The following is a 23864-nucleotide window of genomic DNA, read 5'->3' as shown; positions in this document are numbered from 1 at the left end:
GATTTGAGAGCTTGACTAATAAAAAACAGGGCAATTCGTTTGCCCTTTTTTATTTTCTTAAATTTTTTGAAGATGAATATTCCTTTGTCACAATAAGGGTTGGATCTGTTGAAACATAGACAGTACGTGGTAGCGTATCATAAGGATAATACGTCAGTGGTTTAATGGTTTTGCTAATTTGATCAGGATCTGCCTTTTTGCTCAATTCAAAATCAGAAACCGCATTTGAAACCAATTGCTTCTGATTAAATTCTTCTGCTTGAGTCTGAGCCAAATATTGTTGATTTTGTATTTGTACCTCAACGCTCTGTGATACTTCTTTTTTTAATTCTTGCACTAAATTTTCATTCAAATTCTGATCAATCACTTGCTGTTCGATAAGTTCAGATTCATCTAATTGCTGTGCAGTTGCCCATTGAAAACCACACATCAGCATGCAAGAAATTAAAATTGACCGTCGAAAAGTAACACTTATGAATTCCATTTTTTATCTCGAGAATTATTATTGTAATTTTATTTATATATTTATTAATTACAGCTAATCAAGTGCGTTCACTCGCATTCCGATGAACGCACCATATTCTTAAATACGACTCACTTCAAAGTAAGAGTATTTAGAACGATCAATCACGTCATAGGGTTTACTTTCATAACTATGAAGCGTGTGAACTGCTTTCATTTTATGTGATGAACACTGCTCTAGAACTTGCTTACGTGGGTCATTCTCAACCACAGTCACACAAAATGATGTTTTACCCTGAGCTTTCACCAATGTATTTACTTTGGTCAGCATAAACTTTAGTACGTCTAACGCACTTGGATCACAGAGGAAACTATGCGTCATGAGATAATCAAAGGATTGCCCTTCTTCGGGAAGCGTTAACTGTCCAGTAATTCGAGCATAAGTGTTATAGACAGGTTTTAACAGTTTTAACATTGTAGAATAACTCGCCACTTTAGTTTGTTTGAAATCTTTTTGATCCCACAAACCAAATAAACCTACGATTTTATGATCTGAATTGAGCACTAAATGAAAGTCTTCTAATCTCAGCCCATACCAAAAAGGATGATTAGCTTCCAATAACTGTCTAAAGTTATAATCAGGTAAAAAATTATAATGGGAAGCCATTTCTTGTATAAAACCATTGACCGCATCAATCTTATCTATGGTCATTGTTTCAAGGCGAAGTTCAGCAGACTGCTTAAACTTAGGCACCTTAGAAATGGTAAAAGTGGTCATCGAATCAAAGATATAAGGTAAAGCATATCCTTCTCTTTCACGATGCATCATATTACGAGCTACTTTATTATCTTCTAAAATCACACTTTGAAAGATAATTTCACGAGGGAAACATTCAAAAATGTATTCCATAAATACATTAAACGCTTTTTTACCCCGAGCTGTAAGTTTGATTCGTAAATCTGATACATAGCGTAATTGTTCAGTGACTCCATTGATCCAATACGATTTCCAACCGATGTTCATCATGGCAATAATTTGATCAGGCTGATCTTGATGTACGACAACCAAAATTTCAGGCTTATTATATTGTGCATGTGTAGCACGAAAATAACTCGGTTTCCGCTCAAATGAAATCACCATACCGTTACTCGGCATACTTTCAGAAATCAGCTCAATCAATTGAGGATCATCTTGCTCCGCAGCATAACGTAGATAAAATTCAGGCGAGGTTTTTGATCGATATAGTAAATTTTGCTCTGTCATTTTTAAATTCTTAAATAAATTTCATTTTCTTCAACGGTTCTGGCTTGATATTCCCCTCAATCATGCCATTGCGCATTGCGATTGTCTTATATTCATGCCATGCATCTTCCACATGCATCACGCGTGCTTCATCTAATTGCCCTAAATTACGTGCCAACTCATAGTGAAAATTTTGTTTTAGCAATTGATCTAACTGTTGATCGGACGGCTGCCCACTCACACTACCCTCAGAAAGCAAAACATAATAAGGTTTCGATTCAGTCTGTTCTATTCCGAGTAAACTAATGGGTAAAAAACCGTTTTGTTTAAATGTATCGATCACACTCAAAGCAACAGATTGATCAATCTTTTCTCCGACCAAATCAACTGTCATCTTTCGACCAAGAAATTTAAAGCACGGAATGCCCTGATAAAAAGAATCAACCAATAATTCATCATCAATAATGTAGCGTTTTAGGCCAGAACCTGTCGTAATAATCGGACTCACGATTTGACCTGGTTTAAGCTGCCAAGCAGGGTAAATTTGCTGAGTATCTAAATCTTGAAACTCATAAAAATGAGCTTGATACATCAAGGGATAATGATCATCTAAAGGTATAGTCACTACGCCTTCAGTGGCCCAAAGCCCTTTACCTTCAAAACTTACACCCTTAATTTCGGTTTTTAAAATTTGTGCCCAGTGCTGTGCGCTTGCGGTATCCCAAGATGAAATTAAAAATAGCTTTGGCCACAATTTTTTCCAACAAGTCGGATCTTCCAAATCTAATCGTTCTAGAATCTGGCTACGTTTTACTGATTTTTTGATTTTTAAAAAATCTAAACTTTGACGACTCCACTGACCAGTCGATAAAACCTCAACGATTTCACTCTTATTTTCTTGGATAATTTCGATCAGTTGCAGTGCAAAAGTTGGGCTCCACACTGAAATCATGCCGAGATTTTCATCTCTGACTAAATATACAGCCGTAGCGAACATCGCATCTTCAGCAGTTTCTGCCAAAGCAATGTCAGCAGGCACGGCCTGCGTAATTTGAGTTAAAATTCGTTTTGAAAAAGAAAGTAAGGCACTATCATCATTTAAATTATGAGTGGTCGTCAGTTGACGCTGGCTTTCAGGCAACCAAGATACAGACCAATAGTGTGTTGTACATTTTAGTTCAGGATAACGACGATATAAACTCGTGAGCCATAAACCAATCGCCTGATCTATTTCACCTAAAAATTGTTGGGTATATGGAATAAATTTGAGTGCTTCACTTGAACCACTTGTGGGCTGGAATCGGATAATTTTACTTTTATTAAGTAAATTTACGCCTTGATTACGTGATGCTTCAACTTTCTGCTTCCAATCAGCATAACGTGTTACTGGAAAATGTTGAGCAAACGACTCATATTCCATCTTTGGATCATCACATATAACTTTTAATTTATCACGCTGAACTTTTTCCAATTGATCAGCGTATTGATAAAAGTCTTTAAATGATTTTTTACAGGCCAAATTTAAAACTTGATGAGCTGCAAATATCACAGACATTAGGCCACCTTAGAATCTTGATCTTGATCTTGATCTTTGGTTAGAGCCGATTTAGATAATTTATCTTTATTCAGATTCGACTTATTTTTTTTGAGCGATGATTTTTTCACAAACCTTACCGCTGTTTGCAAAATATCAACCCAACGCAGCTCACCAATACACGGTAATTCAGTACCTTGAACCCAAGATGGATTGCATTCCTCAAAAAACTCAATTTTACGATTTTTCTGGCGCATTTCTTCTGTTATTGGGGCCACATCAGGTTTCAGACACTGATAGTTTTCTCCAAAATCAATCAGCTTTGATTCATCATCATAGTATTCTGCAAAATACTCACGACAATACGCTTCAACATAATCTTTTAAATATTCATCTTTATTTTCTGGATTTGGATAATAGTGATAATAATTATTTGCAAGAAGTAAGTAGGTCTTAAAGCCCTTTGAGATCAGCATCCAATAGATCGGTACACCCGTATGACGTAATTTGAAGGTCATTACATAACGAAACATCGCACGTTGTAATGCTCGACTACCCCAATACGCCTCCTCAATAATGGTATCACCACTAAAAAAAGCATGGGCAGTTTTACCATTCACGGTAAAATTTCGCTCCATTACAGTTGAGAAGCCCACTAAAAAATCTTTTTTGGGTTCTCGAATGATAAACACACCAGTCTTTTCCAGAAGGTCTCTTTCAAAAATTTCAAAGACTGTATTTGAATAATAGTTACTGTAAATATTGAACATCTTTTCAATATCACGGGGTTTTAAATCTTTTACCTTAACAAACTCACTATAAGGTTCTTTTTTTAATTTTCGGAGTCGTTTTAATTCTAGCATATTGATCCCATTAAGCTAAACAATGAATTCCTTTTGTGAATCAATAAACAAATTAAACATTTATTCACAAAAATATTGAGTGCAATCTTATACTTAATAGATTTGAGTAGCAATTTTATTAAAAAATAAATTTATTATTTTTAAATCACTTAAATGAAAAAAAACCTGAACGAATTCAGGTTTTCTAAGTTTGTTTATTAAATTCTAATTTAATTTAAGTTTACTAAAACTCAAATTTCCATCAGTGCTTTGTATAACAATTGTATCTCCTGGCAAAAATTCTCCCGCCAAGATTTTTTGAGCCAATGTATTTTCAACCTTTTGTTGAATAGCACGTTTGAGTGGTCGAGCCCCATAGATTGGGTCATATCCTGCCTCAATTAATTCATCGAAAGCAGTGTCATCTACAGTCAAACTTAAATCACGATCAGCCAAACGAGCACGTAAGCGATCTAACTGAATATCCGCGATACCTCGAATCTGCGATTTTTTCAGTGCATGGAAGATTACAAGTTCATCAATTCGGTTAATAAACTCTGGTCTAAAATGCTCAGAAACAGCAGCCATCACAACACTGCGTACATCTTGTTCCGTCGCCATGTCACCTAATTCGCGCACTTCATTTGAACCTAAGTTTGAAGTCATGACGATCACTGTATTTTTAAAATCCACCACACGCCCTTGCGAATCAGTCAAGCGACCATCGTCAAGTACCTGAAGCAGAATGTTAAATACATCTGGATGAGCCTTCTCTACTTCATCAAATAACACCACGCTATAAGGCTTACGGCGTACTGCTTCAGTTAGCACACCACCCTCTTCATAACCAACATAACCAGGAGGTGCTCCCACCAAACGACTAACAGAATGTTTCTCCATAAATTCAGACATATCGATACGGATCATGGCATCGTCACTGTCAAATAAGAAGTTTGCTAAAGCTTTAGTTAACTCAGTTTTACCGACACCTGTTGGACCTAAAAATAAGAATGAACCACTTGGGCGATTTGGATCTGAAAGTCCAGCACGTGAGCGTCGTACAGCATTAGAAACTGCAACTACCGCTTCATCTTGGCCTACGACGCGGTTATGTAAAAATGTTTCCATACTGAGTAATTTTTCACGCTCACCCTGTAGCATTTTTGCTACAGGAATTCCTGTTGCTGCACTTACAACTTCGGCAATTTCATTGTCCGTCACTTTATTACGCAATAATTTAGGTTCAACTTTCTCTTCAGATGCTTCTTCACTGAGTCGTTTCTCCAAATCAGGAATTACTCCATATTGAAGTCGTGCCATTTCAGCTAGATCATTTTCACGTTGTGCCTTTTGCATCGCAATACGTGCTTGATCAAGCTCAGCCTGAGTTTGTTGATCGCCTTGCACTAAACGCTTTTCAGAAATCCACACTTCTTCAAGATCGCTGTATTCCTTCTCCACTTCAGCAATTTGTTTTTCTAAGTGTGAAACTTCAGCTTTACTTCCTGGATCTTCATCTTTTTTTACAGCCTCAAGCTGTAATTTTAATTGAATAAGACGACGCTCTAATTTATCTAGAGACTCAGGTTTTGAATCAAGCTCCATCTTAATTCGAGATGCTGCCTCATCAATTAGATCAATCGCTTTATCTGGTAGTTGACGATCTGTAATGTATCGATGTGACATTTTAGCTGCAGCAATGATGGCAGAATCTAAGATTTTAACACCATGATGTACTTCATAGCGCTCTTTTAATCCACGTAAAATCGCAATCGTGTCTTCAACACTAGGCTCATCAACCAATACTTTTTGGAAACGACGTTCAAGTGCTGCATCTTTTTCAATGAATTGTCGATATTCATCTAATGTTGTAGCACCTACACAACGTAATTCTCCACGTGCTAAAGCAGGCTTCAACATGTTACCTGCATCCATTGCACCGTCGCCTTTACCTGCACCGACTAGAGTGTGCAACTCATCGATAAACAGAATAATTTCACCATCATGTTTAGCAAGATCTTTTAATACTGCTTTTAAGCGCTCTTCAAATTCACCACGATATTTTGCACCAGCTAAAAGCGATCCAAGATCAAGTGATAAGACACGTTTATTTTTTAAACTTTCAGGCACTTCTCCATTGACGATACGCTGTGCTAAACCCTCAACAATGGCAGTTTTACCAACACCCGGTTCACCAATCAAAACAGGATTATTTTTTGTACGGCGTGATAAAACTTGGACTGTTCGACGAATTTCATCATCTCGCCCAATCACTGGATCAAGCTTGCCAGAAAGTGCTCGCTCAGTGAGATCAATGGTGTATTTGTTTAATGAATCACGTTGATCTTCATGATTGTTACTCATGACTTTTTCATCACCTCGAACTTTAGTTATCGCCGCTTTTAAACCTGCGGATTGAACACCAACCGCATTTAAAATAGTTTTGGTTGCACCTGTTTCTGCTAAACCAAGTAACACCCAATCTGTTGAAAGAAACTCATCACCCGATTTTTGTGCATAACTATCTGCCAAGTTAAGCGCTTTAACCGCATCTGGACTGAGATTGATATCCCCAGTTGGATGGGCAAGTGTTGGTGCATCATCAAGCGCCTGTTGCAACTTTGTGCTCAATTCTCGTAAATTCGCCCCTGCCTGCTGCAACAAACTCATATTTGATGGCTCTTCAAGCAGTGTCGATAGTATATGGAGGCCTTCAATCGCTGTATGATCCTTGCCCATTGCTAAAGATTGCGCATCAGATAAGGCTTGCTGTAAGCGATTTGTAAATTTTTCAAAACGCATTATTATTTTCCTCACAACAAATTTGGTACTTGCTTAGTTAATGGGTGAGAAGCGTCATATTTCAAGTCGGTTTTTTAATTATTTTCTTAAATTTCAATTATTTAAAAAATAAAGATAGATTATAATTATAATATTTGTGCTGCTCATACATTTTTCAATACCACTTCACAATTTTTTCATGGTGATTATGATATTTATCTACTATTCACTACATATGACAAAGAAAATATATTCTCAGTAAACGGTCATTATTGTTCTCAAATCATCACATAGGAGTACGCCGAACTTATATCGACCTAATCGGTACATGTTGTGCAAAATCATTCAATATGAATTTATAAGATAAACAATCAATTTTATATTTATTTAAAGAATATAGATAAAACTTATAATAATCACCGTTTTCCATAAACGGATGATTTAATCATTCAAGCATACTTACATGAATCATTTTATAAATCTCTCAGAAAATAAAGTTCATCAAGATAAAATTAAATTTATTTTATCTGAAGCAAAAAAAAATGTAGAAGATCATACACTCCTTTTTGCAGGCTCTTTAAAACCCCAAGATGCGTGGCTTTTGTTCCAATCCCAACAAGCGATCATTATTGATGTCAGAACACATGAAGAGCGAAAATTCGTAGGTTATGTCGAACATTCAGAACATATTCCTTGGCTGACAGGCATCTCACTTGAACGTAACCCAGAGTTTTTAGAGAAGTTACAATCTTTTGTTAATGTATATGACATCATTTTGCTCATGTGCCGTAGTGGAAAGCGTTCTGCGGCAGCAGCAAGTGTTGCGTATAATGCAGGTTTCACGAACGTATACAATATCGATCAAGGTTTTGAAGGTGATTTAGACCCTAACTCCCATCGTGGTACTTATAATGGTTGGCGATTTCACAATCTGCCATGGGTACAAGAGTAAAATTGATTTAATGACTTTACATAAAAAAAGCAACCTTAAGGTTGCTTTTTTTCAACTCGATAAAATCAAGCTTCCGCTTCAATAATTTCAAAATCATGTGTAATTTCAACACCGCCATCTGAAAGCATTTTACTTGCTGAACAATATTTTTCTGCAGATAAGTCAACCGCTTTAGCGACTTGCTTTTCTTTGACTGCTTTTCCTGTAACCACAAAATGCAAATGTATCTTCGTGAAAACCGCAGGAACTGTGTCTGCCCTCTCGGCTTTCAACTGACATTCAACACCAGTCACATCTTGTCTAGATTTCTTTAATATAGTCACAATATCAAACGAAGCACACCCACCAAGCCCCATTAATATAAGTTCCATCGGACGTGGACCACGGTTTTCACCACCGTAAGCTTCAGCACCATCCATGATAATTTGGTGACCGCTTTCAGATTTTGCTTCAAAAGCAACATTCTCTAACCAATGTACGCTAGTATGCATTGCAACTACCTAAAAAAAACTATAAATTTACTTAGGACTGTACACTAGCATATATTGAGCTGATAAGGAATTTCACCTCTTATGCTTCACGTGGCAAGTTTATTTAGGTCTAAAGATCTAGTTACTATCCAAATCGGAATTTAAAAAGCATGACTTCTAATTTTTCACAACTTAGTACAGATGCTTTGTCGCCAGGTCAATTACCTGAATCTGTCAAAGCTTTGCTCAAGCGTGCGCACATCAATAGATTTCCAAAACGAACTTCAATTATTGATGCGGGCTCAGAGTCGAAATCTCTGTATCTAATTTTAAAAGGGTCGGTTTCAATTATTTTACGTGAAGATGATGAACGTGAAATTGTTGTAGCCTATTTAAACCCAGGGGACTTTTTTGGAGAGATGGGATTATTTGAAAGTAATCCTCAGCGTACTGCAGAAGTACGTACACGTGATGTATGTGAGATTGCTGAAATTTCATATGCTAACTTCCATGAAGTAAGTAAGCAGTATCCAGATCTTAGCTATGCGGTGTTCGCACAGCTCGTTCGTCGCTTAAAAAATACAACTCGAAAAGTAACTGACCTAGCATTTATTGATGTATCGGGTCGTATTGCACGTTGTTTAATCGACTTGTCAGCTCAACCTGAAGCAATGATTCTTCCAAATGGACGCCAAATTCGTATTACTCGTCAAGAAATTGGTCGTATTGTAGGTTGTTCACGTGAAATGGTTGGTCGTGTTCTTAAAACACTTGAAGAACAAGGCATGATTGAAACTGATGGTAAAGCTATCTTAATTTTTGATTCATCATTAGAAGCAGTAAATTCTGTTGAAGACGACTTTGACAACAATGATGATGAATAAATTTTCATCTGATCTACATTCAAAAAAGCAAATCTGACGATTTGCTTTTTTATTGCCTTTTTTCTGAAAACTTTCGAATTTATTTTACATACGTTTTGAATCTTAGATTAGGTATGATTTCAATATATCAACTTAAAAAATACAGCAAGGATGTTGAGCATGAAATTTAATCGACTTGGGCAAACAGATATACACGTTCCCGAAATTTGTTTAGGAACAATGACCTTTGGTGAGCAAAATAGCCAGTCCGAGGCTTTCCAACAACTGGAATATGCACTCGAGCGGGGGTTAAATTTTTGGGATACTGCAGAGATGTACCCAGTACCACCTAAAGTCGAAACTCAAGGCGCGACGGAAGAAATTATCGGCAATTGGATTCAACAGCGTGGCCAACGTGATCAACTTTTTCTTGCTTCAAAAATTGCAGGTCCAGGTCAAGGTGGTAGCAATATTAGAAGCGGTATAACTCGCTATAATGCCAGCGATATTAGCTCAGCCTTAGACTTAAATCTTAAACGCTTAAAAACTGACTATATTGATCTTTATCAGCTGCATTGGCCTCAACGCCCAACCAATATGTTTGGTCAATTGGGTTATACCAATCACCATGCTCACAGTACACTAGATATCACACCACTCGAGGAAACCTTATCTGCCCTTCAAGCGGAAATTAATAAAGGCAGAATTCGTTATATCGGACTCTCCAATGAGACACCATGGGGAACCATGAAATTTCTACATTTAGCTGAAAAGTTAGGGCTGTCTAAATTTGTTTCTGTACAAAACCCCTATAACTTATTAAATCGTACCTATGAAATCGGCATGTCGGAGATTGCTAAATTTGAAGGCATCGGTTTACTGGCCTATTCACCGCTCGCTTTTGGCTATTTAACAGGAAAATTTAGACATGGTGCGAGACCTGCAAATGCCAGAGTCACCTTATACTCTAGATTTGTGCGTTATAGTAATCCTGAAAGTGAATGGGCAACTGAACAATACGCCGTCTTAGCAGAAAAACATGGACTGACATTAACGCAATTGGCGTTAGCTTTCATTAAGCAGCAGTTCTTCGTGACCAGCACAATCATTGGTGCAACCGATTTAAATCAACTCAAAGAAAATATTGATGCTTTTAATGTGTCATTGTCAGAAGAAATACTTCAGGAAATTGAGATCATCCATAAACAACAGCCAAATCCAGCACCTTAAGTGTCTAATAAATTCGATTTCAATACATTTGAATCAAAGCCATACTGTGATAACAATTTACTAAGTGGTGAATATAAAAAAAAGGATGCTAACGCATCCTTTTTTAGCTTTATTCTTTTAACGGCGACTTTGGTTATAAATCGCTTGAGCTGCAGGTAAGTTTTTACGCATCGCCTCAATTCGTTGAGCATTTGAAGGGTGTGTTGATAAGAAAGATGCATTGCCACCATTACTTGCTTTAGCCATTTTCTCCCATAATGTAATCGCTGCTTGTGGGTTATAACCAGCTCGAGCCATTAACATTAATCCACCCTGATCAGCACGGCTCTCCAAGTTACGTGAATAAGGCAACCCTACACCCAGTTGAGAACCAATTTGTGCAACTGCTGCGCCACCTTGACCTACCCCAGCTGCACTTAAACCAACACCTAAAGCCAAGTCAGTTAAAGCTTGAGCACCCAATTTACTTTTTGCATGCTCTTCCAAAGCATGGATCATTTCATGTCCCATGATGGCCGCAATTTCAGCATCTGTTAAATTTAAACGTTCCACAATACCTGTATAAAAAACAACTTTACCACCTGGCATGACAGAAGCATTTAATTCACTTGATTTAATTACAGATACCTGCCATTGGAATGGCTGACCCGTTTGATTCATTTGATCAGCATATGGACGCAAACGATTGTAGACATTCGTAATACGCTTATAGGTATTTGAGCTTGTATCCAATAAGCCCTTGCTGCGAGCTGTATCAATGGCTTGCGAGTAACTTTGTGCAGCAGCTGCATTTAATGTCGCTGAGTCCGCACCCGCCATATCCGCAAATGTTGTACACCCTGAAATCGAGATTACCGCAGATGCTGTAAGACCGAGCAATAATTTGTTCTTCATTATAATGTTCCAATCTACTTGAAAGTACTTGTTCATAATTATAGACAAACTCAACTAAGCTTAATATCTCATTTTTCTTCACTTTTTTATTTGTTATGTAATTTAGTAAACAAATTGATAGCTGATCCAAAAGACCAAACAAAAAATATTAAGCACGAGATAGGTTTGACTCCACGGTTTTAAACGAGTTTCAAGCTCCTCATCTTTACGTTTAAAAAATAAATAGGTGTTCTGAATTAAAATAATAGGGACCAATATGCAAGCGATCATAATCGACAGCCCAATAAAGACTTGGTAGACCACATCTTCGGCTACTGTTTGAGATCGAATTATCATCATCGCAATCGTGGGTGCCCCCCCCATTGCAAATAACAACGAATAAAACATTGTTCCAGAAGTATTTTTATGCATCCTGCACACTCTATTATTTTATACATTCGATTTTAACAATCTCTAAGATTCAGCACAGCCAATTTTTATACAACTTTGGTCGTTGTTTAGATCAAAAAAAGCCCTGTGATATCACAGGGCTTTTTTGAAACTTTTAATTAAGCTTCAAACGGGTGACGAAGAATAATCGTTTCATCACGGTCTGGACCAGTTGATACGATGTCGATTGGACATTCGATTAACTGTTCAAGTCGCTTAATATAGTTGATTGCTGCTTCTGGCAATTGGTCTAAAGATTTAGCACCAAAAGTAGACTCAGTCCAACCAGGCATTGTTTCGTAAATTGGTTTTAAAGTTTCAAATGCAAGTGCATCAGAAGAACCTACGCAGCCCGAATCTGCAGCTTCATAACCCACACAGATTTTGATTTCTTCTAAACCATCAAGAACGTCAAGTTTAGTCAAGCAAATACCCGAAAGTGAGTTCACTTCTACTGAACGACGAAGGATTTCAGCATCGAACCAACCACAGCGACGTTGGCGACCAGTAGATGCGCCAAATTCTGAACCTACAGTACCAAGGTGTTTACCAATTGCATCACCAACATCGTTTGCAGCATCATAAACCAACTCAGTTGGGAATGGACCTGCACCTACGCGAGTTGTATAAGCTTTGGTAATACCCAATACATAGTCAAGGTGTAATGGACCAAGACCAGAACCAGAACTCACACCACCAGCAGTCGTATTTGAAGATGTTACGTATGGATAAGTACCATGGTCAACATCAAGAAGTGAGCCTTGAGCACCTTCAAACATGATGTTGTCACCGTTCTTACGATATTTATGCAATTCGCCAGTAACATCAACAACCAGTGGAGCAACAACTTCACGCCATTGATCACATAACGCAAGCACGTCTTCAAGCTTAACCGCTTCTACACCGTAGAATTGTGTTAATTGGAAGTTATGGTATTCAAGTAACTCTTCAAGCAATGCTTTAAGATGATCACCACCACGCACTAAATCAGCGACACGAACCGCACGACGTGCAACTTTATCCTCATACGCTGGACCAATACCACGACCTGTTGTACCAATCTTGGCATTCCCACGTTTTTTCTCACGTGCTTGGTCTAATGCAATATGGTTTGGCAAAATTAATGGACAGTTTGGAGAAATACGTAAACGTTCTTTAACTGGCACACCTTGCTCTTCAAGAATCGTCATCTCTTTGATTAACGCTTCAGGAGAAAGCACTACACCGTTACCAATTAAGCAAAGTACGTTTTCACGTAAAATACCAGATGGAATGAGGTGTAAAACAGTTTTCTTACCACCTACGACGAGAGTATGACCTGCATTGTGTCCACCTTGATAGCGAACAACTGCAGCCGCTTGATCTGTGAGCAGGTCAACGATTTTACCTTTACCTTCGTCGCCCCATTGGGTACCAAGTACCACAACATTCTTGCCCATAATAGCCTCATTGCATCATGCTGTTAAAATTGAAGAACATGATTTGAAATTTAGTATTCAAATCAGGTGATTAAATCTGTTCGAGTTTCCACTCACCCGCTTGATTCACCAACTGGTGAGTCGCGTTAGGTACTGAATTCAACTCATCTTGACCAAGCAACTGCACAACGCTTTTGCCTTGATCACGTAATCCTTGAATTGCTTTGACTAGGTCAGCATTATTGCCCTTAGGTGCAACGATCACTTCCAATGCTTTAAATTGACCAGCGCTTAAAGCGTATAAGTCACATGAAAAGCCAGTTGCTGGACGTGCACGACCAAAATGCTCACCAATACCATCATAACGTCCACCTTGAGCTAATGGCGCAGCACGATTTGGTGCATACACTGCATACATTAAGCCAGTGTGATAGTGATATGAACGAAGCTCTACTACATCGATACCAATATGCAGATTTGGCCAACGTTGCTGAATCGCATCTTGTGTGCTTTGAACTGCATTAAATGCTTCTTGGAATGCCGAATCTTCTAAGATTTCTTGGCTTAAATGTGATTTTAAAGCGACTAAATCACTTGCATAACGACCAAGCGAATAAAAATCAGATCCGAATTTAAGATGTTGCGTATATTCAGCAAGTTCTGGCAATGCTTTACGCTGATATAAATCAGATAGATGCGACTCTGTAGCTTTGTTCAATCCTGCATGTTTAACTAAGCTACGGAATAGACCAACGTGTCCAATATCTAAATGGATCGCCTCATTTACACCTGTATTTTTTAATAATTCCAACATGACATCGATCATTTCGACGTCAGCATCGATACTCTCTGAACCAAACAACTCAGCACCGAGCTGTAAAGGCGCACGTGTGGTATTGAAACCTTGTGGTTTGGTATGAAGTACCGTTCCAGCGTAGCAATAGCGCGCAACACCTTCAACTGGATACACGTGTGCATCGATACGCGCTACCTGAGGCGTCATATCTGCACGCACACCAAGTAAACGACCTGAAAGTTGATCAATTACTTTAAATGTGGCTAAGTCTAAATCTTGATTCGATTCTGAAAGAGAAGATAGAGATTCGATGTATTCAATAAATGGCGTGTACACCAATTGATAACCTCGAGCTGCGAGGAAATCTAACGCGGTACGACGCAAAGTTTCAATAACTTGCGCTTGCTCTGGTAATACATCAGCTACACCATCAGGTAATAACCATGTCTCTGAAATGGGCATGTTGTAAACCTAAATTCTGTCAGCGCGGAACAAATCCGCATAAAAAAATCGGGAACACACCCGATTTCTCCTAGTCTATCACGATCAACCCCCATGTGCATCAGACTTTTAAATAATTAAATCGGAATTTTAGATTATTCATAAGCTTCGATTGGTAATTCTGAACGCACTAGCAGTCAATCTATGTTATAGACATAAGCCTTTATAAAAGACACAGCATTTCAGTTTCATGACTGATCTGGAAATGAATGACATAAATCCAGTAAACGATTCGTATATCCCCATTCATTATCATACCAAGCATAGACTTTAGCTTGCTTCCCGACCACCATGGTTTGAGTTAAATCTACAATGAGTGAAAATGGAGAATGATTAAAGTCAGATGATACTAAAGGCTCATCTGTTACCGACATAATTTCCGAAAATTGCTCTCGTGCTGCTGAAATTAACGCTTCATTTAACTGATGGTCTGTAATTGGCTGTTGCGCTATAAATGTCAAATCAATAGCTGCCACATTAATGGTAGGAACACGAATTGAGTAACCGTCTATTCGCCCTTCCATTTTTGGCATGACACGTTTAATTGCACCTAGAGCAGATGAAGTCGTTGGAATAATGTTTTGCCCAGATGCCCTCGCACGACGTAAATCGCGGTGAACATGATCTAAAACGGATTGATCCGCTGTAACAGCATGAATTTCTGTCATTAACGCACTTTCTATGCCAAAGGCATCGTCAATAATTTTGACCAGAGGAACCAATGCTTGTGTCGTACATGAAACACTCGAAATAATCTGATCCGTAGTTTTAACCTCTTTATGATTTACCCCGTAGACGATTGCAGCATCAACCGTATCAAAAGGTGCAGCCCCAATTATCACGCGTTGAGCGCCAGCATTGAGATGGCGTGTCGCTTCTGCTCGAGATCTAAATAAACCAGTACACTCTAAAACAACATCAACGTTTAAACGCTTCCATGGCAGTTGATCAGGTTCTGTTTGACAGTGGACTTCAATAGATAATTTTTTTTGATAGGCATAAATATTGAGAAATACTTGCTCTGCCACATAACTCAACTCCACTTCCCCATGAAATCTTCCATGTGTGGTGTCATATTTAAATAAATGAATTAAAGTTTCTACATCAGCCACATCATTAATCGCAACGATTTCAAAATTGAATTGTTTTGGATTTTCAAACCAAGCTCTTAAAACATTTCGCCCGATTCGTCCAAATCCATTAATTGCGATACGCTGCATATGTAACCTTCAACTCTTTAATACAAGTTCGTGAAAGCTCTATGTTAAAGTATTTCTAAAATATACAGTAATAAATAATGGTCTTATGACTACTCAATATTTTTGATTGATCTTCGTGCGAGATACACTGCTTAAGCATTTGAAAATGATCTCAACACCAATAATGATTAAAATTTCACCTAAAATCAGAATTAAAGAGAATTGTCATTAAAACACTTTAAAATCATTGGTACAGGTGGCAAATTCCGTTATAATTTGGCGTTTTTAAACTTTTAGCCCGGTATGCTGGGGTGAATTTTTTGTGAATTCGCACTTTATTTCCCAGACATATTATTTGCCAATACAGAATTAATGGAGTGACTTGGTTGTGAGTACTCGTTTTATGACATCAGCTGAAATTCGTGAAGCATTTTTGCGTTACTTTGAATCGCAAGGCCACACACGTGTCGCGTCGAGTTCTCTAGTTCCTGCCAACGACCCAACTTTGCTCTTTACAAATGCTGGTATGAACCAGTTCAAAGATTGCTTCTTAGGCCTAGAAAAACGAGATTATGTACGTGCAGTGTCATCACAAAAATGTGTTCGTGCTGGCGGTAAACATAACGACTTAGATAACGTGGGCTACACAGCTCGTCACCATACGTTTTTTGAAATGTTAGGTAACTTCTCTTTCGGAGATTACTTTAAACGTGACGCGATTAAATTCGCTTGGGATTTCTTAACCAATGAAAAATGGTTAGGTCTACCTAAAGACAAATTATATGCAACGGTTTATCACACTGATGATGAAGCATTCGACATCTGGAACAAAGAAATCGGTCTAGATGAGTCTCGCATTATCCGTATCGGCGACAACAAAGGCGGTCAATACGCTTCAGATAACTTCTGGGCAATGGGCGATACAGGTCCTTGTGGTCCATGTTCTGAAATTTTCTATGACCATGGCGATCACATTTGGGGCGGCTTACCAGGCACACCTGAAGAAGATGGCGACCGCTTCATCGAAATTTGGAACAACGTATTCATGCAGTTTAACCGTACTGCTGATGGCGTACTTCACCCTCTTCCAGCGCCATCAGTAGATACAGGTATGGGCTTAGAGCGTATTTCTGCAGTTTTACAACACGTAAACTCAAACTACGAAATCGACCTATTCCAACATTTGCTTAAAGCTGCAGCTGAAATTATTGGTTTAGATACTGCTGAACTTGAAGCGAAAGCACAAGCTGAAGGCAAACCAGTTGAATACCCTGCGTCTTTAAAAGTGGTTGCTGACCATGCACGTTCATGTTCATTCTTGATTGCTGATGGCGTAAACCCTTCAAACGAAGGCCGTGGTTATGTACTACGTCGTATCATCCGTCGTGCAGTACGTCACGGTAACAAATTGGGTGCGACAGGTTCATTCTTCCACAAAATGTTAAAGCCTTTAATTGAGGTGATGGGCGCTGCCTATCCTGAACTTGAAGCACAACAAGCGCGTATCGAAGCGCAACTTTTAAAAGAAGAAGAGCAATTTGCTAAAACCTTAGAACAAGGTTTGAAATTGCTTGAAGGCGAACTTGCGAACTTAAAAGGTTCTGTAATTCCAGGCGAAGTGGTATTCAAACTTTACGACACGTACGGCTTCCCAACTGACCTTACAGCGGATATCGCACGTGAACGTGATTTAACCATTGACGAAGCTGGTTTTGAAAAAGAAATGGCTGCACAACGTCAACGTGCACGTGATGCGGGTAAATTCGCAATCGACTACAACAGCGTTGTAAAAGTTGAAGGCGAAACTCAGTTTGACGGCTACGATGCAACTGCTGGTGAGGGTCAAATCATCGCAATCTATAAAGATGGCGAACAAGTTGATGAAGTCGTTGAAGGTGATGAAGCTTTAATCGTTCTAAACCAAACACCTTTCTATGCAGAAAGCGGTGGTCAAATCGGTGATACAGGTATCTTTAAAAACGATACAGGTATTTTCGAAGTTCAAGACACGAAAAAATCTGGTGGTGCGTTCGTTCACCAAGGTATCGTGACCATGGGTAACTTTAAAGTTACTCAAAATGTAGAAGCAACAGTTAAAGCAGACATCCGTGCAGCAACAGCACGTAACCACTCTGCGACTCACCTTCTACATGCTGCACTTCGTCAAATCTTGGGTTCACATGTTCAACAAAAAGGTTCATTGGTTGCTTCTGACGTGTTACGTTTCGACTTTGCCAATGATCAACCCTTGACATTTGAACAGATTCAAGAAATTGAACGTCTGGTAAATGCTGAAGTGATTGCCAATACGCCTGTAACAACCGAACTCCTTGACATCGAATCTGCAAAAGCTAAAGGCGCGATGATGTTGTTTGGTGAGAAATATGGCGAAGAAGTTCGCGTACTTTCTATGGGTTCAATCATTGAAGAGAAAAACTTCTCGATCGAACTTTGTGGCGGTATTCACGTAAAACGTACAGGTGACATTGGTCTGTTCAAAATCACTTCTGAAGGCGGTGTTGCTGCAGGTGTACGTCGTATTGAGGCAGTTACAGGTACGAAAGCAATTGAGGTGGCTCAAAAAGCTGATCGAGACATCAACACGATTAATGGCTTATTGAAAGCACAAAAAGATCAAACGATTGAGAAAGTTGAAGCCTTAGCGGACACAGCATCAAGCTTACAAAAGCAAATCGATCAATTGAATCAAAAACTTGCACATTTACAGGCGGGTGAACTACTTAGCCAAGTTAAGGAAATTGCAGGTCGCAAAACGTTAATCACGACTGTTCAAGGTATGGATGCGAAATCACTTCGCAATCTACACGACGGCGTGAAATCAAAATTAGAAAATGCTGTGATTGTCCTTGCAGGTGTAGAGGGTGACAAGGTGAGCTTGATCGCATCTGTAGCTAAAGACTTCACAGCTTCTATAAAAGCAGGTGACATCATCAAACACTTAGCAACTGAGCTAGGTGGTAAAGGTGGTGGTAAGCCTGATTTGGCACAAGGTGGCGCGCCACTTAACGAGAAGTTTGCTTCTGTCATGGCAGAATTAACTGCTTGGCTAGCTGCAAAATAAAACTTCACCTTTTGTGTAACTGACCTTGAACAACTCTTCAAGGTCATGGTTTATATGGAACAACTATGGCATTAATCGTTCAAAAATATGGCGGTACTTCAATGGGTACTCCTGAGCGCATTTTAAATGTTGCTCGTCGTGTAAAGCGTTGGCATGATCACGGCCACAAGGTTGTGGTTGTTGTATCAGCAATGAGTGGTGAAACTAATCGCCTACTCGCTTTAGCGAAAGCCATTACCGACACCCCTGACCCACGAGAATTAGACCAAATGGTTTCAACGGGTGAACAGGTAACGATTTCAATGTTAGCAATGGCACTGAATTCTATCGGTGTGGAAGCGAAATCTTTGACTGGACGCCAAGTTGGTATTAAAACTGACAGCTCATTCACAAAAGCACGTATTGAATCAATTGATACAGATGTCATGACTGAACAATTAGATGCTGGTCGTGTCATCGTTGTTGCAGGTTTCCAAGGTTTTGATGCTAATGGAAACACAACAACTTTGGGTCGTGGTGGTTCTGATACTTCTGGTGTTGCATTAGCAGCTGCACTCAAAGCGGATGAATGCCAAATTTATACAGATGTGGATGGTGTATATACAACAGATCCACGTGTTGCACCAAAAGCGAAGAAAGTTGATCGTATTTCTTTTGAAGAAATGCTTGAAATGGCTTCTCTTGGTTCTAAAGTTTTACAGATCCGTTCTGTTGAGTTCGCGGGTAAATATCAAGTCCCTTTACGCGTACTCTCTAGCTTCGACAATGAAAATGATGGCGCATTTGACGAAGAATTTAAAAACAACGTCGGAACACTTATCACTACTGAATTGGAAGACAACATGGAACAGCCAATTATCTCTGGTATCGCATTTAACCGTGACGAAGCTAAATTAACTATCTTAGGTGTGCCTGATCTTCCTGGTATTGCATCTAAAATTTTAAAACCGATTGGTGATGCTAATATCGAAGTGGATATGATCATCCAAAACGTTGAAGAAGATGGTACAACTGACTTCACATTCACAGTCAATCGTGGCGAACTTGCTAAAGCTAAAAAAATTCTTGAAGAAACTGCTCAAGCAATCGGTGCTCGTGAAGTTGCAACACGTGATGATATTGTAAAAGTATCTATCGTAGGTGTTGGTATGCGCTCTCATGCTGGTGTTGCAAGTAAAATGTTTACAGCACTTGCTGATGAAGGCATCAATATCCTGATGATTTCAACTTCTGAAATCAAAATCTCTGTTATTATTGAAGAAAATTATTTAGAGCTTGCTGTTCGCTCACTTCACACTGCGTTTGGTCTTGACCGCGAACATGGTGAGTCTAGCGCACGTGCTTAATTTTCTGCCATGAGTTAGCAGAAACAATGCATACTTGATGAAGAAATATTCAGAGCCACTATAGTTTTTCCTATAGTGGCTCTGTTATATTAGGTCTAGAGGTTTATGGGATAATTTCAATAGTCCTGTGCGAATGGTTAAATTCGTCACATTTATCTATTAAAATATTTCGTGGTGCCGAGGTTGTTATTTTCACTTTTTGAAAAAACTATCGCAGGTTTAGCGTTTAAGCAAGGAGATAAACATGCTGATTCTCACCCGTCGTGTTGGTGAAACATTAATGATTGGGGATCAAGTCAGTGTCACTGTACTTGGTGTAAAAGGTAACCAAGTGCGAATTGGTGTGAATGCGCCTAAAGAAGTATCTGTACATCGTGAAGAAATCTATCAACGAATTCAGCATGAACGTGCGATGCATGAGCACTTGCAACATCTTGACCAAGATTACCAACCTTCTTACGAAGAAGAGAATTACACTCAAAATGATTTCAATCGTTGATTAGAAATGATTTTGTGACTAAAGCGGCTAAATTTAGCCGCTTTAAATTTTTGGTGTTTAAGCTGTTTAAAGTCCCAATGATTTGCGTACTGGACCAAAACTACGCCTGTGCTCTTCTACCACGCCAAACTGTGCAATGGCTTCAAAATGAGCTTTGGTCGGGTAGCCTTTATGTTTTGCAAAACCAAACTGAGGATATTTAGCATCAAGTTCTAACATTTGATGATCACGTGTCACCTTAGCCAGGATACTGGCAGCAGAAATTTCTGGATGTAATGCATCTCCTCCCACCACAGCATCACAACTCATACTCAATCCTTGGGGAATTTTATTACCATCAACCAATACATGTTGTGGTTGCACAGTCAATTGTTCAACGGCACGACGCATTGCCAACAACGAAGCATTCAATATATTGAGGTCATCAATTTCTTGATGACTCGCTTCAGCGATAGCCCAAGCTAGTGCTTTTTCTTTGATCTCTATAAATAATTTTTCACGTTTCTTTTCACTGAGTTTTTTAGAATCATTCAATCCAAGAATCGGATTGTTAGGATCCAAAATTACAGCAGCCGCAACGACCGATCCCACCAGTGGACCGCGCCCTGCTTCATCAGCACCAGCAATCAACATCATTTTCCTAATTTATCCTTAAAAAAATAGGCCGATCAAAATCAGCCCATTCATATATCTTTGAAATTAACGTACAGCTTCAGCTACACATTCATTGATGGTTTTAGTCACGATATTGCTAACGATTGTTGCTCGTGCAGCTGGATCAATCGCCGCTGTAGCCAAATCAACCGTAGTCACGCTTTGAGGAGCTTTTTCACTTACACATCCGCAGATTTCACCTTGGATATTTTCTTTCTGCTCTGCTGTCATTAATTTTGTAGCAGTTTTCCACGCAGAAATATTATTTAATTCAGTTGTACATTTTGCATTGATCGCAATTTTAAGCGCAGCCGAACCTAACTGTTGAGTTGTATTTGCTGTAGGTGATGATGTCCCTGTTGTACCAGTAGCACAAGCCCCAAGCACTAATGTCATTGGTGCGAGTAAAGCAATTAATTTTTTCACAGTGTTATCCTTATGATCTTACGAATTGAGCTATTTTGCCTAATGTCACCTCACGAAGAAATAGATTTTTTGAATTTCCCGACTATATGTTCAGTTATAAGTCGCATTCCGTTGCATATTTTCAACACTGTGTCCCATTTCAATACTTATAAATAATTTATGCTTAAATTATTATGTGCGAAATTCAATCATAAGTTTATATCATGAATAATAAATCCAAATATTACACACGTACAGCTCAAGTCTTGCATTGGGTCATGGCGATTATTTTTATCACGGCGTGGGCGATCGGCTTTTATAGCGGCAATTTTTTAAGTTATGAAGTAGATGGTAGCTTCAAAGGTGACGTCATCACGCTTCACAAAAATATTGCAACCACCATTATTTTTCTGGCCGTGGTTCGTATCTTTTGGCGCTACACTCATCCTGCACCCGAGTTACCAGAGACAATGTCTCCCCTCATGAAAAGACTCGCACATTTAGGGCATCTTGGACTTTATTTTATGCTTCTGGCTTTACCAATTACGGGTTGCTTATGGAGTTGGAGTCTCGGCTACCCTGCACCAGTATTATTCTTATTTGATCTACCTGCTTTAATAGGTGAGAATCCTCAAGTAACTGAAATTGTAAAACCACTTCATATTTGGATTTCTTGGGCTGCAGGTTTACTTTTACTCGGACATATTGCTGCGGCATTAAAGCATCACTTTATAGATAAAGATCATGTCTTAGACAGCATGACCAAACAACCTAAAGATTGATTGAGTACGGCTCTAAATTTCTGACTTAGATTTAGAGCTAATCACACATGCTTTTAGGCTATTCAACATGGCTTTTCGAATGACTTCTTGCTTGATATCTTCGTTAACTGTTGCTTTGGCAAGTTCCTGAGCCGGAATATCTTTTAAAGCATGATTTGATACACAATCACAGGTTTCTAATTTTAATTTCTTTTTGTTTTCTTCATTCATTAAATATGTCGTTATTTTCCATATTTTTGAATGGTCGACTTCACGCTCACATTGATACTGGATGACAGGCTTTAATATACGCTGTGTCAATGTCGTATTTGCATTCGCGATAACTACGGGCAACATTAGCAGACTCAGGCAAAACAAAGACTTCAATTTCAACATCACATTCGGCTCTATTGTTTAAAGCATATTAAACCAAAGGTGGGATTTTGCCCCCACCTTCCAGTATTTCACATAAACAAGTTTAACTGTTTTAAATTGCGAGAATTTTATCTTTCCACTTTTGTTTTTGCACATCGGAAATAAACGATGCTTCAAATGAATTTATAGCTAGTTGCTTTAATTCATGATTTGTTAAATCTAAGGCCTCAGCAATCGCAATAAAGTTATCATTCATATACCCACCGAAATAAGATGGATCATCTGAATTGACGGTTACATGCACACCCTGCTGTAACAAACGGCGAATATTATGATCTGCCATATCATCTACAACACAAAGCTTTAAATTTGATAATGGACAAACCGTAAGCGGCATTTTTTCTGCAATTAAGCGCTGCATCAACTTTGGATCTTCTTCAGAACGTACACCATGATCAATACGATTCACTTTAAGTAAATCCAAAGCTTCCCAGACATATTCTGCTGGACCTTCTTCACCTGCATGAGCAACAACCAAAAATCCTTCATCACGTGCTTTTGTGAATACCCTTTCAAATTTAGAAGGTGGATGCCCAACTTCACTTGAATCTAACCCTACCCCAATAATTTGATCTTTGTAAGGTAAAGCTTGTTCAAGTGTTTCAAATGCTGCCTCTTCACTCAAATGACGTAAGAAACACATAATCAAATGCGTTGTGATGCCTAATTTGACCTCAGCATCGTGGCAAGCTCGTTTTAAGCCTTTAATTACCGTTTCAAATGACACACCACGATCCGTATGGGTTTGCGGATCAAAAAACATTTCAGTATGAACCACTCGATCTTCTGCACATTTTTCAAAATATGCCCATGCAAGATCATAAAAATCTTGCTCATTGATCAATACATTCGCACCTGCATAGTAAATATCTAGAAATGATTGCAGATTGTGAAAATTATAAGCCTGTTTGATTTCTTCAACTGATTGATATGGGATTGCAATTTCATTGCGCTGAGCAATGGCAAACATCAACTCAGGTTCAAATGTCCCTTCAATATGGACATGAAGCTCAGCTTTAGGTAAAGCTTTAATTAACTCAACACGGTTCATTGCTACTCCTCATGAAA

Annotated in this window: 22 protein-coding genes; 7 read left to right on the top strand and 15 right to left on the bottom strand. The window is 38.7% G+C overall.

Annotated elements, in window-relative coordinates; translation table 11 throughout:
• Positions 1-49 precede the first annotated feature (49 nt).
• The 5 genes from BMW42_RS01415 to clpB all read right to left on the bottom strand — a co-directional run bounded on the left by BMW42_RS01415 (position 50) and on the right by clpB (position 6883).
• Positions 50-430, bottom strand: coding sequence for a hypothetical protein (locus BMW42_RS01415; RefSeq protein ID WP_092766125.1), 381 nt, complete (start codon positions 428-430; stop codon positions 50-52).
• A gap of 153 nt (positions 431-583) precedes the next feature.
• Complete coding sequence (locus BMW42_RS01410) at positions 584-1726, bottom strand: hypothetical protein (RefSeq protein WP_092766124.1); 1143 nt, start codon at positions 1724-1726, stop codon at positions 584-586.
• A 10-nt stretch (positions 1727-1736) separates the two neighbouring features.
• Positions 1737-3260, bottom strand: a complete 1524-nt coding sequence (locus tag BMW42_RS01405; RefSeq protein ID WP_092766123.1) for a GH3 family domain-containing protein — start codon at positions 3258-3260, stop codon at positions 1737-1739.
• Complete coding sequence (locus BMW42_RS01400; protein ID WP_092766122.1) at positions 3260-4102, bottom strand: hypothetical protein; 843 nt, start codon at positions 4100-4102, stop codon at positions 3260-3262. The genes BMW42_RS01405 and BMW42_RS01400 overlap by 1 nt, the downstream gene beginning before the upstream one ends.
• A 204-nt stretch (positions 4103-4306) precedes the next feature.
• Positions 4307-6883 (bottom strand): ATP-dependent chaperone ClpB, encoded by a 2577-nt coding sequence (clpB, locus tag BMW42_RS01395; protein WP_092766121.1) that lies wholly within the window; start codon positions 6881-6883, stop codon positions 4307-4309.
• 442 nt (positions 6884-7325) lie between these two features.
• Here clpB and BMW42_RS01390 point away from each other — a divergent pair, with 442 nt between their 5' ends.
• On the top strand, positions 7326-7814 hold the full coding sequence (locus BMW42_RS01390; protein ID WP_092766120.1) for a rhodanese-like domain-containing protein: 489 nt from the start codon (positions 7326-7328) through the stop codon (positions 7812-7814).
• A gap of 65 nt (positions 7815-7879) precedes the next feature.
• Here BMW42_RS01390 and BMW42_RS01385 read toward each other — a convergent pair whose 3' ends face one another.
• Complete coding sequence (locus BMW42_RS01385; protein WP_092766119.1) at positions 7880-8305, bottom strand: OsmC family protein; 426 nt, start codon at positions 8303-8305, stop codon at positions 7880-7882.
• Positions 8306-8454: 149 nt separating this feature from the next.
• On the opposite strand from BMW42_RS01385, the gene crp reads away from it, so the two are divergent.
• Positions 8455-9168 (top strand): cAMP-activated global transcriptional regulator CRP, encoded by a 714-nt coding sequence (gene crp / locus BMW42_RS01380; protein WP_092766118.1) that lies wholly within the window; start codon positions 8455-8457, stop codon positions 9166-9168.
• Positions 9169-9327: 159 nt separating this feature from the next.
• A complete protein-coding gene (locus BMW42_RS01375) occupies positions 9328-10377 on the top strand; it encodes an NADP(H)-dependent aldo-keto reductase (RefSeq protein ID WP_092766117.1) in 1050 nt (349 codons plus the stop codon).
• A 117-nt stretch (positions 10378-10494) separates the two neighbouring features.
• Here the strand turns inward: BMW42_RS01375 and BMW42_RS01370 are convergent, their stop codons facing one another.
• The 5 genes from BMW42_RS01370 to gap all read right to left on the bottom strand — a co-directional run bounded on the left by BMW42_RS01370 (position 10495) and on the right by gap (position 15635).
• Positions 10495-11271 carry a M48 family metallopeptidase gene (locus tag BMW42_RS01370; protein ID WP_035265878.1) on the bottom strand — a complete coding sequence of 259 codons (777 nt, stop codon included), beginning with the start codon at positions 11269-11271 and terminating at the stop codon, positions 10495-10497.
• 102 nt (positions 11272-11373) lie between these two features.
• Positions 11374-11682, bottom strand: coding sequence for a phosphoethanolamine transferase domain-containing protein (locus tag BMW42_RS01365; RefSeq protein WP_092766116.1), 309 nt, complete (start codon positions 11680-11682; stop codon positions 11374-11376).
• 137 nt (positions 11683-11819) lie between these two features.
• Positions 11820-13139, bottom strand: a complete 1320-nt coding sequence (locus tag BMW42_RS01360) for an adenylosuccinate synthase (protein WP_035265875.1) — start codon at positions 13137-13139, stop codon at positions 11820-11822.
• Between the two features lie 70 nt (positions 13140-13209).
• Positions 13210-14376 carry an ATP phosphoribosyltransferase regulatory subunit gene (locus tag BMW42_RS01355; protein ID WP_092766115.1) on the bottom strand — a complete coding sequence of 389 codons (1167 nt, stop codon included), beginning with the start codon at positions 14374-14376 and terminating at the stop codon, positions 13210-13212.
• 227 nt (positions 14377-14603) lie between these two features.
• On the bottom strand, positions 14604-15635 hold the full coding sequence (gene gap / locus BMW42_RS01350) for a type I glyceraldehyde-3-phosphate dehydrogenase (RefSeq protein ID WP_035265873.1): 1032 nt from the start codon (positions 15633-15635) through the stop codon (positions 14604-14606).
• A 367-nt stretch (positions 15636-16002) separates the two neighbouring features.
• Between gap and alaS the strand changes: the two genes are divergently transcribed.
• The 3 genes from alaS (at position 16003) to csrA (ending at position 20541) form a co-directional block, all read left to right on the top strand.
• Complete coding sequence (gene alaS / locus BMW42_RS01345) at positions 16003-18696, top strand: alanine--tRNA ligase (RefSeq protein WP_171260661.1); 2694 nt, start codon at positions 16003-16005, stop codon at positions 18694-18696.
• 65 nt (positions 18697-18761) lie between these two features.
• Entirely contained in the window at positions 18762-20042 is a 1281-nt protein-coding gene (locus BMW42_RS01340; protein WP_092766113.1) for an aspartate kinase, read from the top strand.
• Between the two features lie 244 nt (positions 20043-20286).
• On the top strand, positions 20287-20541 hold the full coding sequence (csrA, locus tag BMW42_RS01335; protein ID WP_035265869.1) for a carbon storage regulator CsrA: 255 nt from the start codon (positions 20287-20289) through the stop codon (positions 20539-20541).
• 66 nt (positions 20542-20607) lie between these two features.
• On the opposite strand, the gene rnhB is transcribed toward csrA, so the two are convergent.
• Both rnhB and BMW42_RS01325 read right to left on the bottom strand, forming a co-directional pair.
• Positions 20608-21174, bottom strand: coding sequence for a ribonuclease HII (rnhB, locus tag BMW42_RS01330; protein ID WP_092766112.1), 567 nt, complete (start codon positions 21172-21174; stop codon positions 20608-20610).
• 66 nt (positions 21175-21240) lie between these two features.
• Positions 21241-21621 carry a hypothetical protein gene (locus BMW42_RS01325; protein ID WP_092766111.1) on the bottom strand — a complete coding sequence of 127 codons (381 nt, stop codon included), beginning with the start codon at positions 21619-21621 and terminating at the stop codon, positions 21241-21243.
• A 203-nt stretch (positions 21622-21824) separates the two neighbouring features.
• On the opposite strand from BMW42_RS01325, the gene BMW42_RS01320 reads away from it, so the two are divergent.
• Complete coding sequence (locus BMW42_RS01320) at positions 21825-22382, top strand: cytochrome b (protein WP_092766110.1); 558 nt, start codon at positions 21825-21827, stop codon at positions 22380-22382.
• A 12-nt stretch (positions 22383-22394) separates the two neighbouring features.
• Here the strand turns inward: BMW42_RS01320 and BMW42_RS01315 are convergent, their stop codons facing one another.
• Both BMW42_RS01315 and BMW42_RS01310 read right to left on the bottom strand, forming a co-directional pair.
• Entirely contained in the window at positions 22395-22718 is a 324-nt protein-coding gene (locus BMW42_RS01315) for a hypothetical protein (RefSeq protein WP_228143066.1), read from the bottom strand.
• A gap of 130 nt (positions 22719-22848) precedes the next feature.
• Positions 22849-23847, bottom strand: coding sequence for an adenosine deaminase (locus tag BMW42_RS01310; RefSeq protein WP_092766108.1), 999 nt, complete (start codon positions 23845-23847; stop codon positions 22849-22851).
• Positions 23848-23864: the final 17 nt, after the last annotated feature.

Source organism: Acinetobacter sp. DSM 11652, assembly GCF_900109815.1.
Lineage (GTDB): Bacteria > Pseudomonadota > Gammaproteobacteria > Pseudomonadales > Moraxellaceae > Acinetobacter.
The sequence above is the reverse complement of the archived record's forward strand: the minus strand, read 5'-3'. Positions and strand labels throughout refer to the sequence as shown.

Excerpts from the sequence above, each read along its gene's own strand:
- BMW42_RS01315 (WP_228143066.1), bottom strand. The coding sequence starts at position 22,718 with ATGTTGCCCGTAGTTATCGCGAATGCAAATACGACATTGACACAGCGT.
- clpB (WP_092766121.1), bottom strand. The coding sequence starts at position 6,883 with ATGCGTTTTGAAAAATTTACAAATCGCTTACAGCAAGCCTTATCTGAT.
- BMW42_RS01410 (WP_092766124.1), bottom strand. The coding sequence starts at position 1,726 with ATGACAGAGCAAAATTTACTATATCGATCAAAAACCTCGCCTGAATTT.
- BMW42_RS01390 (WP_092766120.1), top strand. The coding sequence starts at position 7,326 with ATGAATCATTTTATAAATCTCTCAGAAAATAAAGTTCATCAAGATAAA.
- BMW42_RS01365 (WP_092766116.1), bottom strand. The coding sequence starts at position 11,682 with ATGCATAAAAATACTTCTGGAACAATGTTTTATTCGTTGTTATTTGCA.
- BMW42_RS01340 (WP_092766113.1), top strand. The coding sequence starts at position 18,762 with ATGGCATTAATCGTTCAAAAATATGGCGGTACTTCAATGGGTACTCCT.
- BMW42_RS01360 (WP_035265875.1), bottom strand. The coding sequence starts at position 13,139 with ATGGGCAAGAATGTTGTGGTACTTGGTACCCAATGGGGCGACGAAGGT.
- csrA (WP_035265869.1), top strand. The coding sequence starts at position 20,287 with ATGCTGATTCTCACCCGTCGTGTTGGTGAAACATTAATGATTGGGGAT.
- BMW42_RS01355 (WP_092766115.1), bottom strand. The coding sequence starts at position 14,376 with ATGCCCATTTCAGAGACATGGTTATTACCTGATGGTGTAGCTGATGTA.
- gap (WP_035265873.1), bottom strand. The coding sequence starts at position 15,635 with ATGCAGCGTATCGCAATTAATGGATTTGGACGAATCGGGCGAAATGTT.
- BMW42_RS01310 (WP_092766108.1), bottom strand. The coding sequence starts at position 23,847 with ATGAACCGTGTTGAGTTAATTAAAGCTTTACCTAAAGCTGAGCTTCAT.
- BMW42_RS01385 (WP_092766119.1), bottom strand. The coding sequence starts at position 8,305 with ATGCATACTAGCGTACATTGGTTAGAGAATGTTGCTTTTGAAGCAAAA.
- BMW42_RS01400 (WP_092766122.1), bottom strand. The coding sequence starts at position 4,102 with ATGCTAGAATTAAAACGACTCCGAAAATTAAAAAAAGAACCTTATAGT.
- BMW42_RS01375 (WP_092766117.1), top strand. The coding sequence starts at position 9,328 with ATGAAATTTAATCGACTTGGGCAAACAGATATACACGTTCCCGAAATT.
- rnhB (WP_092766112.1), bottom strand. The coding sequence starts at position 21,174 with ATGTTGATTGCTGGTGCTGATGAAGCAGGGCGCGGTCCACTGGTGGGA.
- BMW42_RS01370 (WP_035265878.1), bottom strand. The coding sequence starts at position 11,271 with ATGAAGAACAAATTATTGCTCGGTCTTACAGCATCTGCGGTAATCTCG.
- BMW42_RS01405 (WP_092766123.1), bottom strand. The coding sequence starts at position 3,260 with ATGTCTGTGATATTTGCAGCTCATCAAGTTTTAAATTTGGCCTGTAAA.
- BMW42_RS01320 (WP_092766110.1), top strand. The coding sequence starts at position 21,825 with ATGAATAATAAATCCAAATATTACACACGTACAGCTCAAGTCTTGCAT.
- crp (WP_092766118.1), top strand. The coding sequence starts at position 8,455 with ATGACTTCTAATTTTTCACAACTTAGTACAGATGCTTTGTCGCCAGGT.
- BMW42_RS01415 (WP_092766125.1), bottom strand. The coding sequence starts at position 430 with ATGTGTGGTTTTCAATGGGCAACTGCACAGCAATTAGATGAATCTGAA.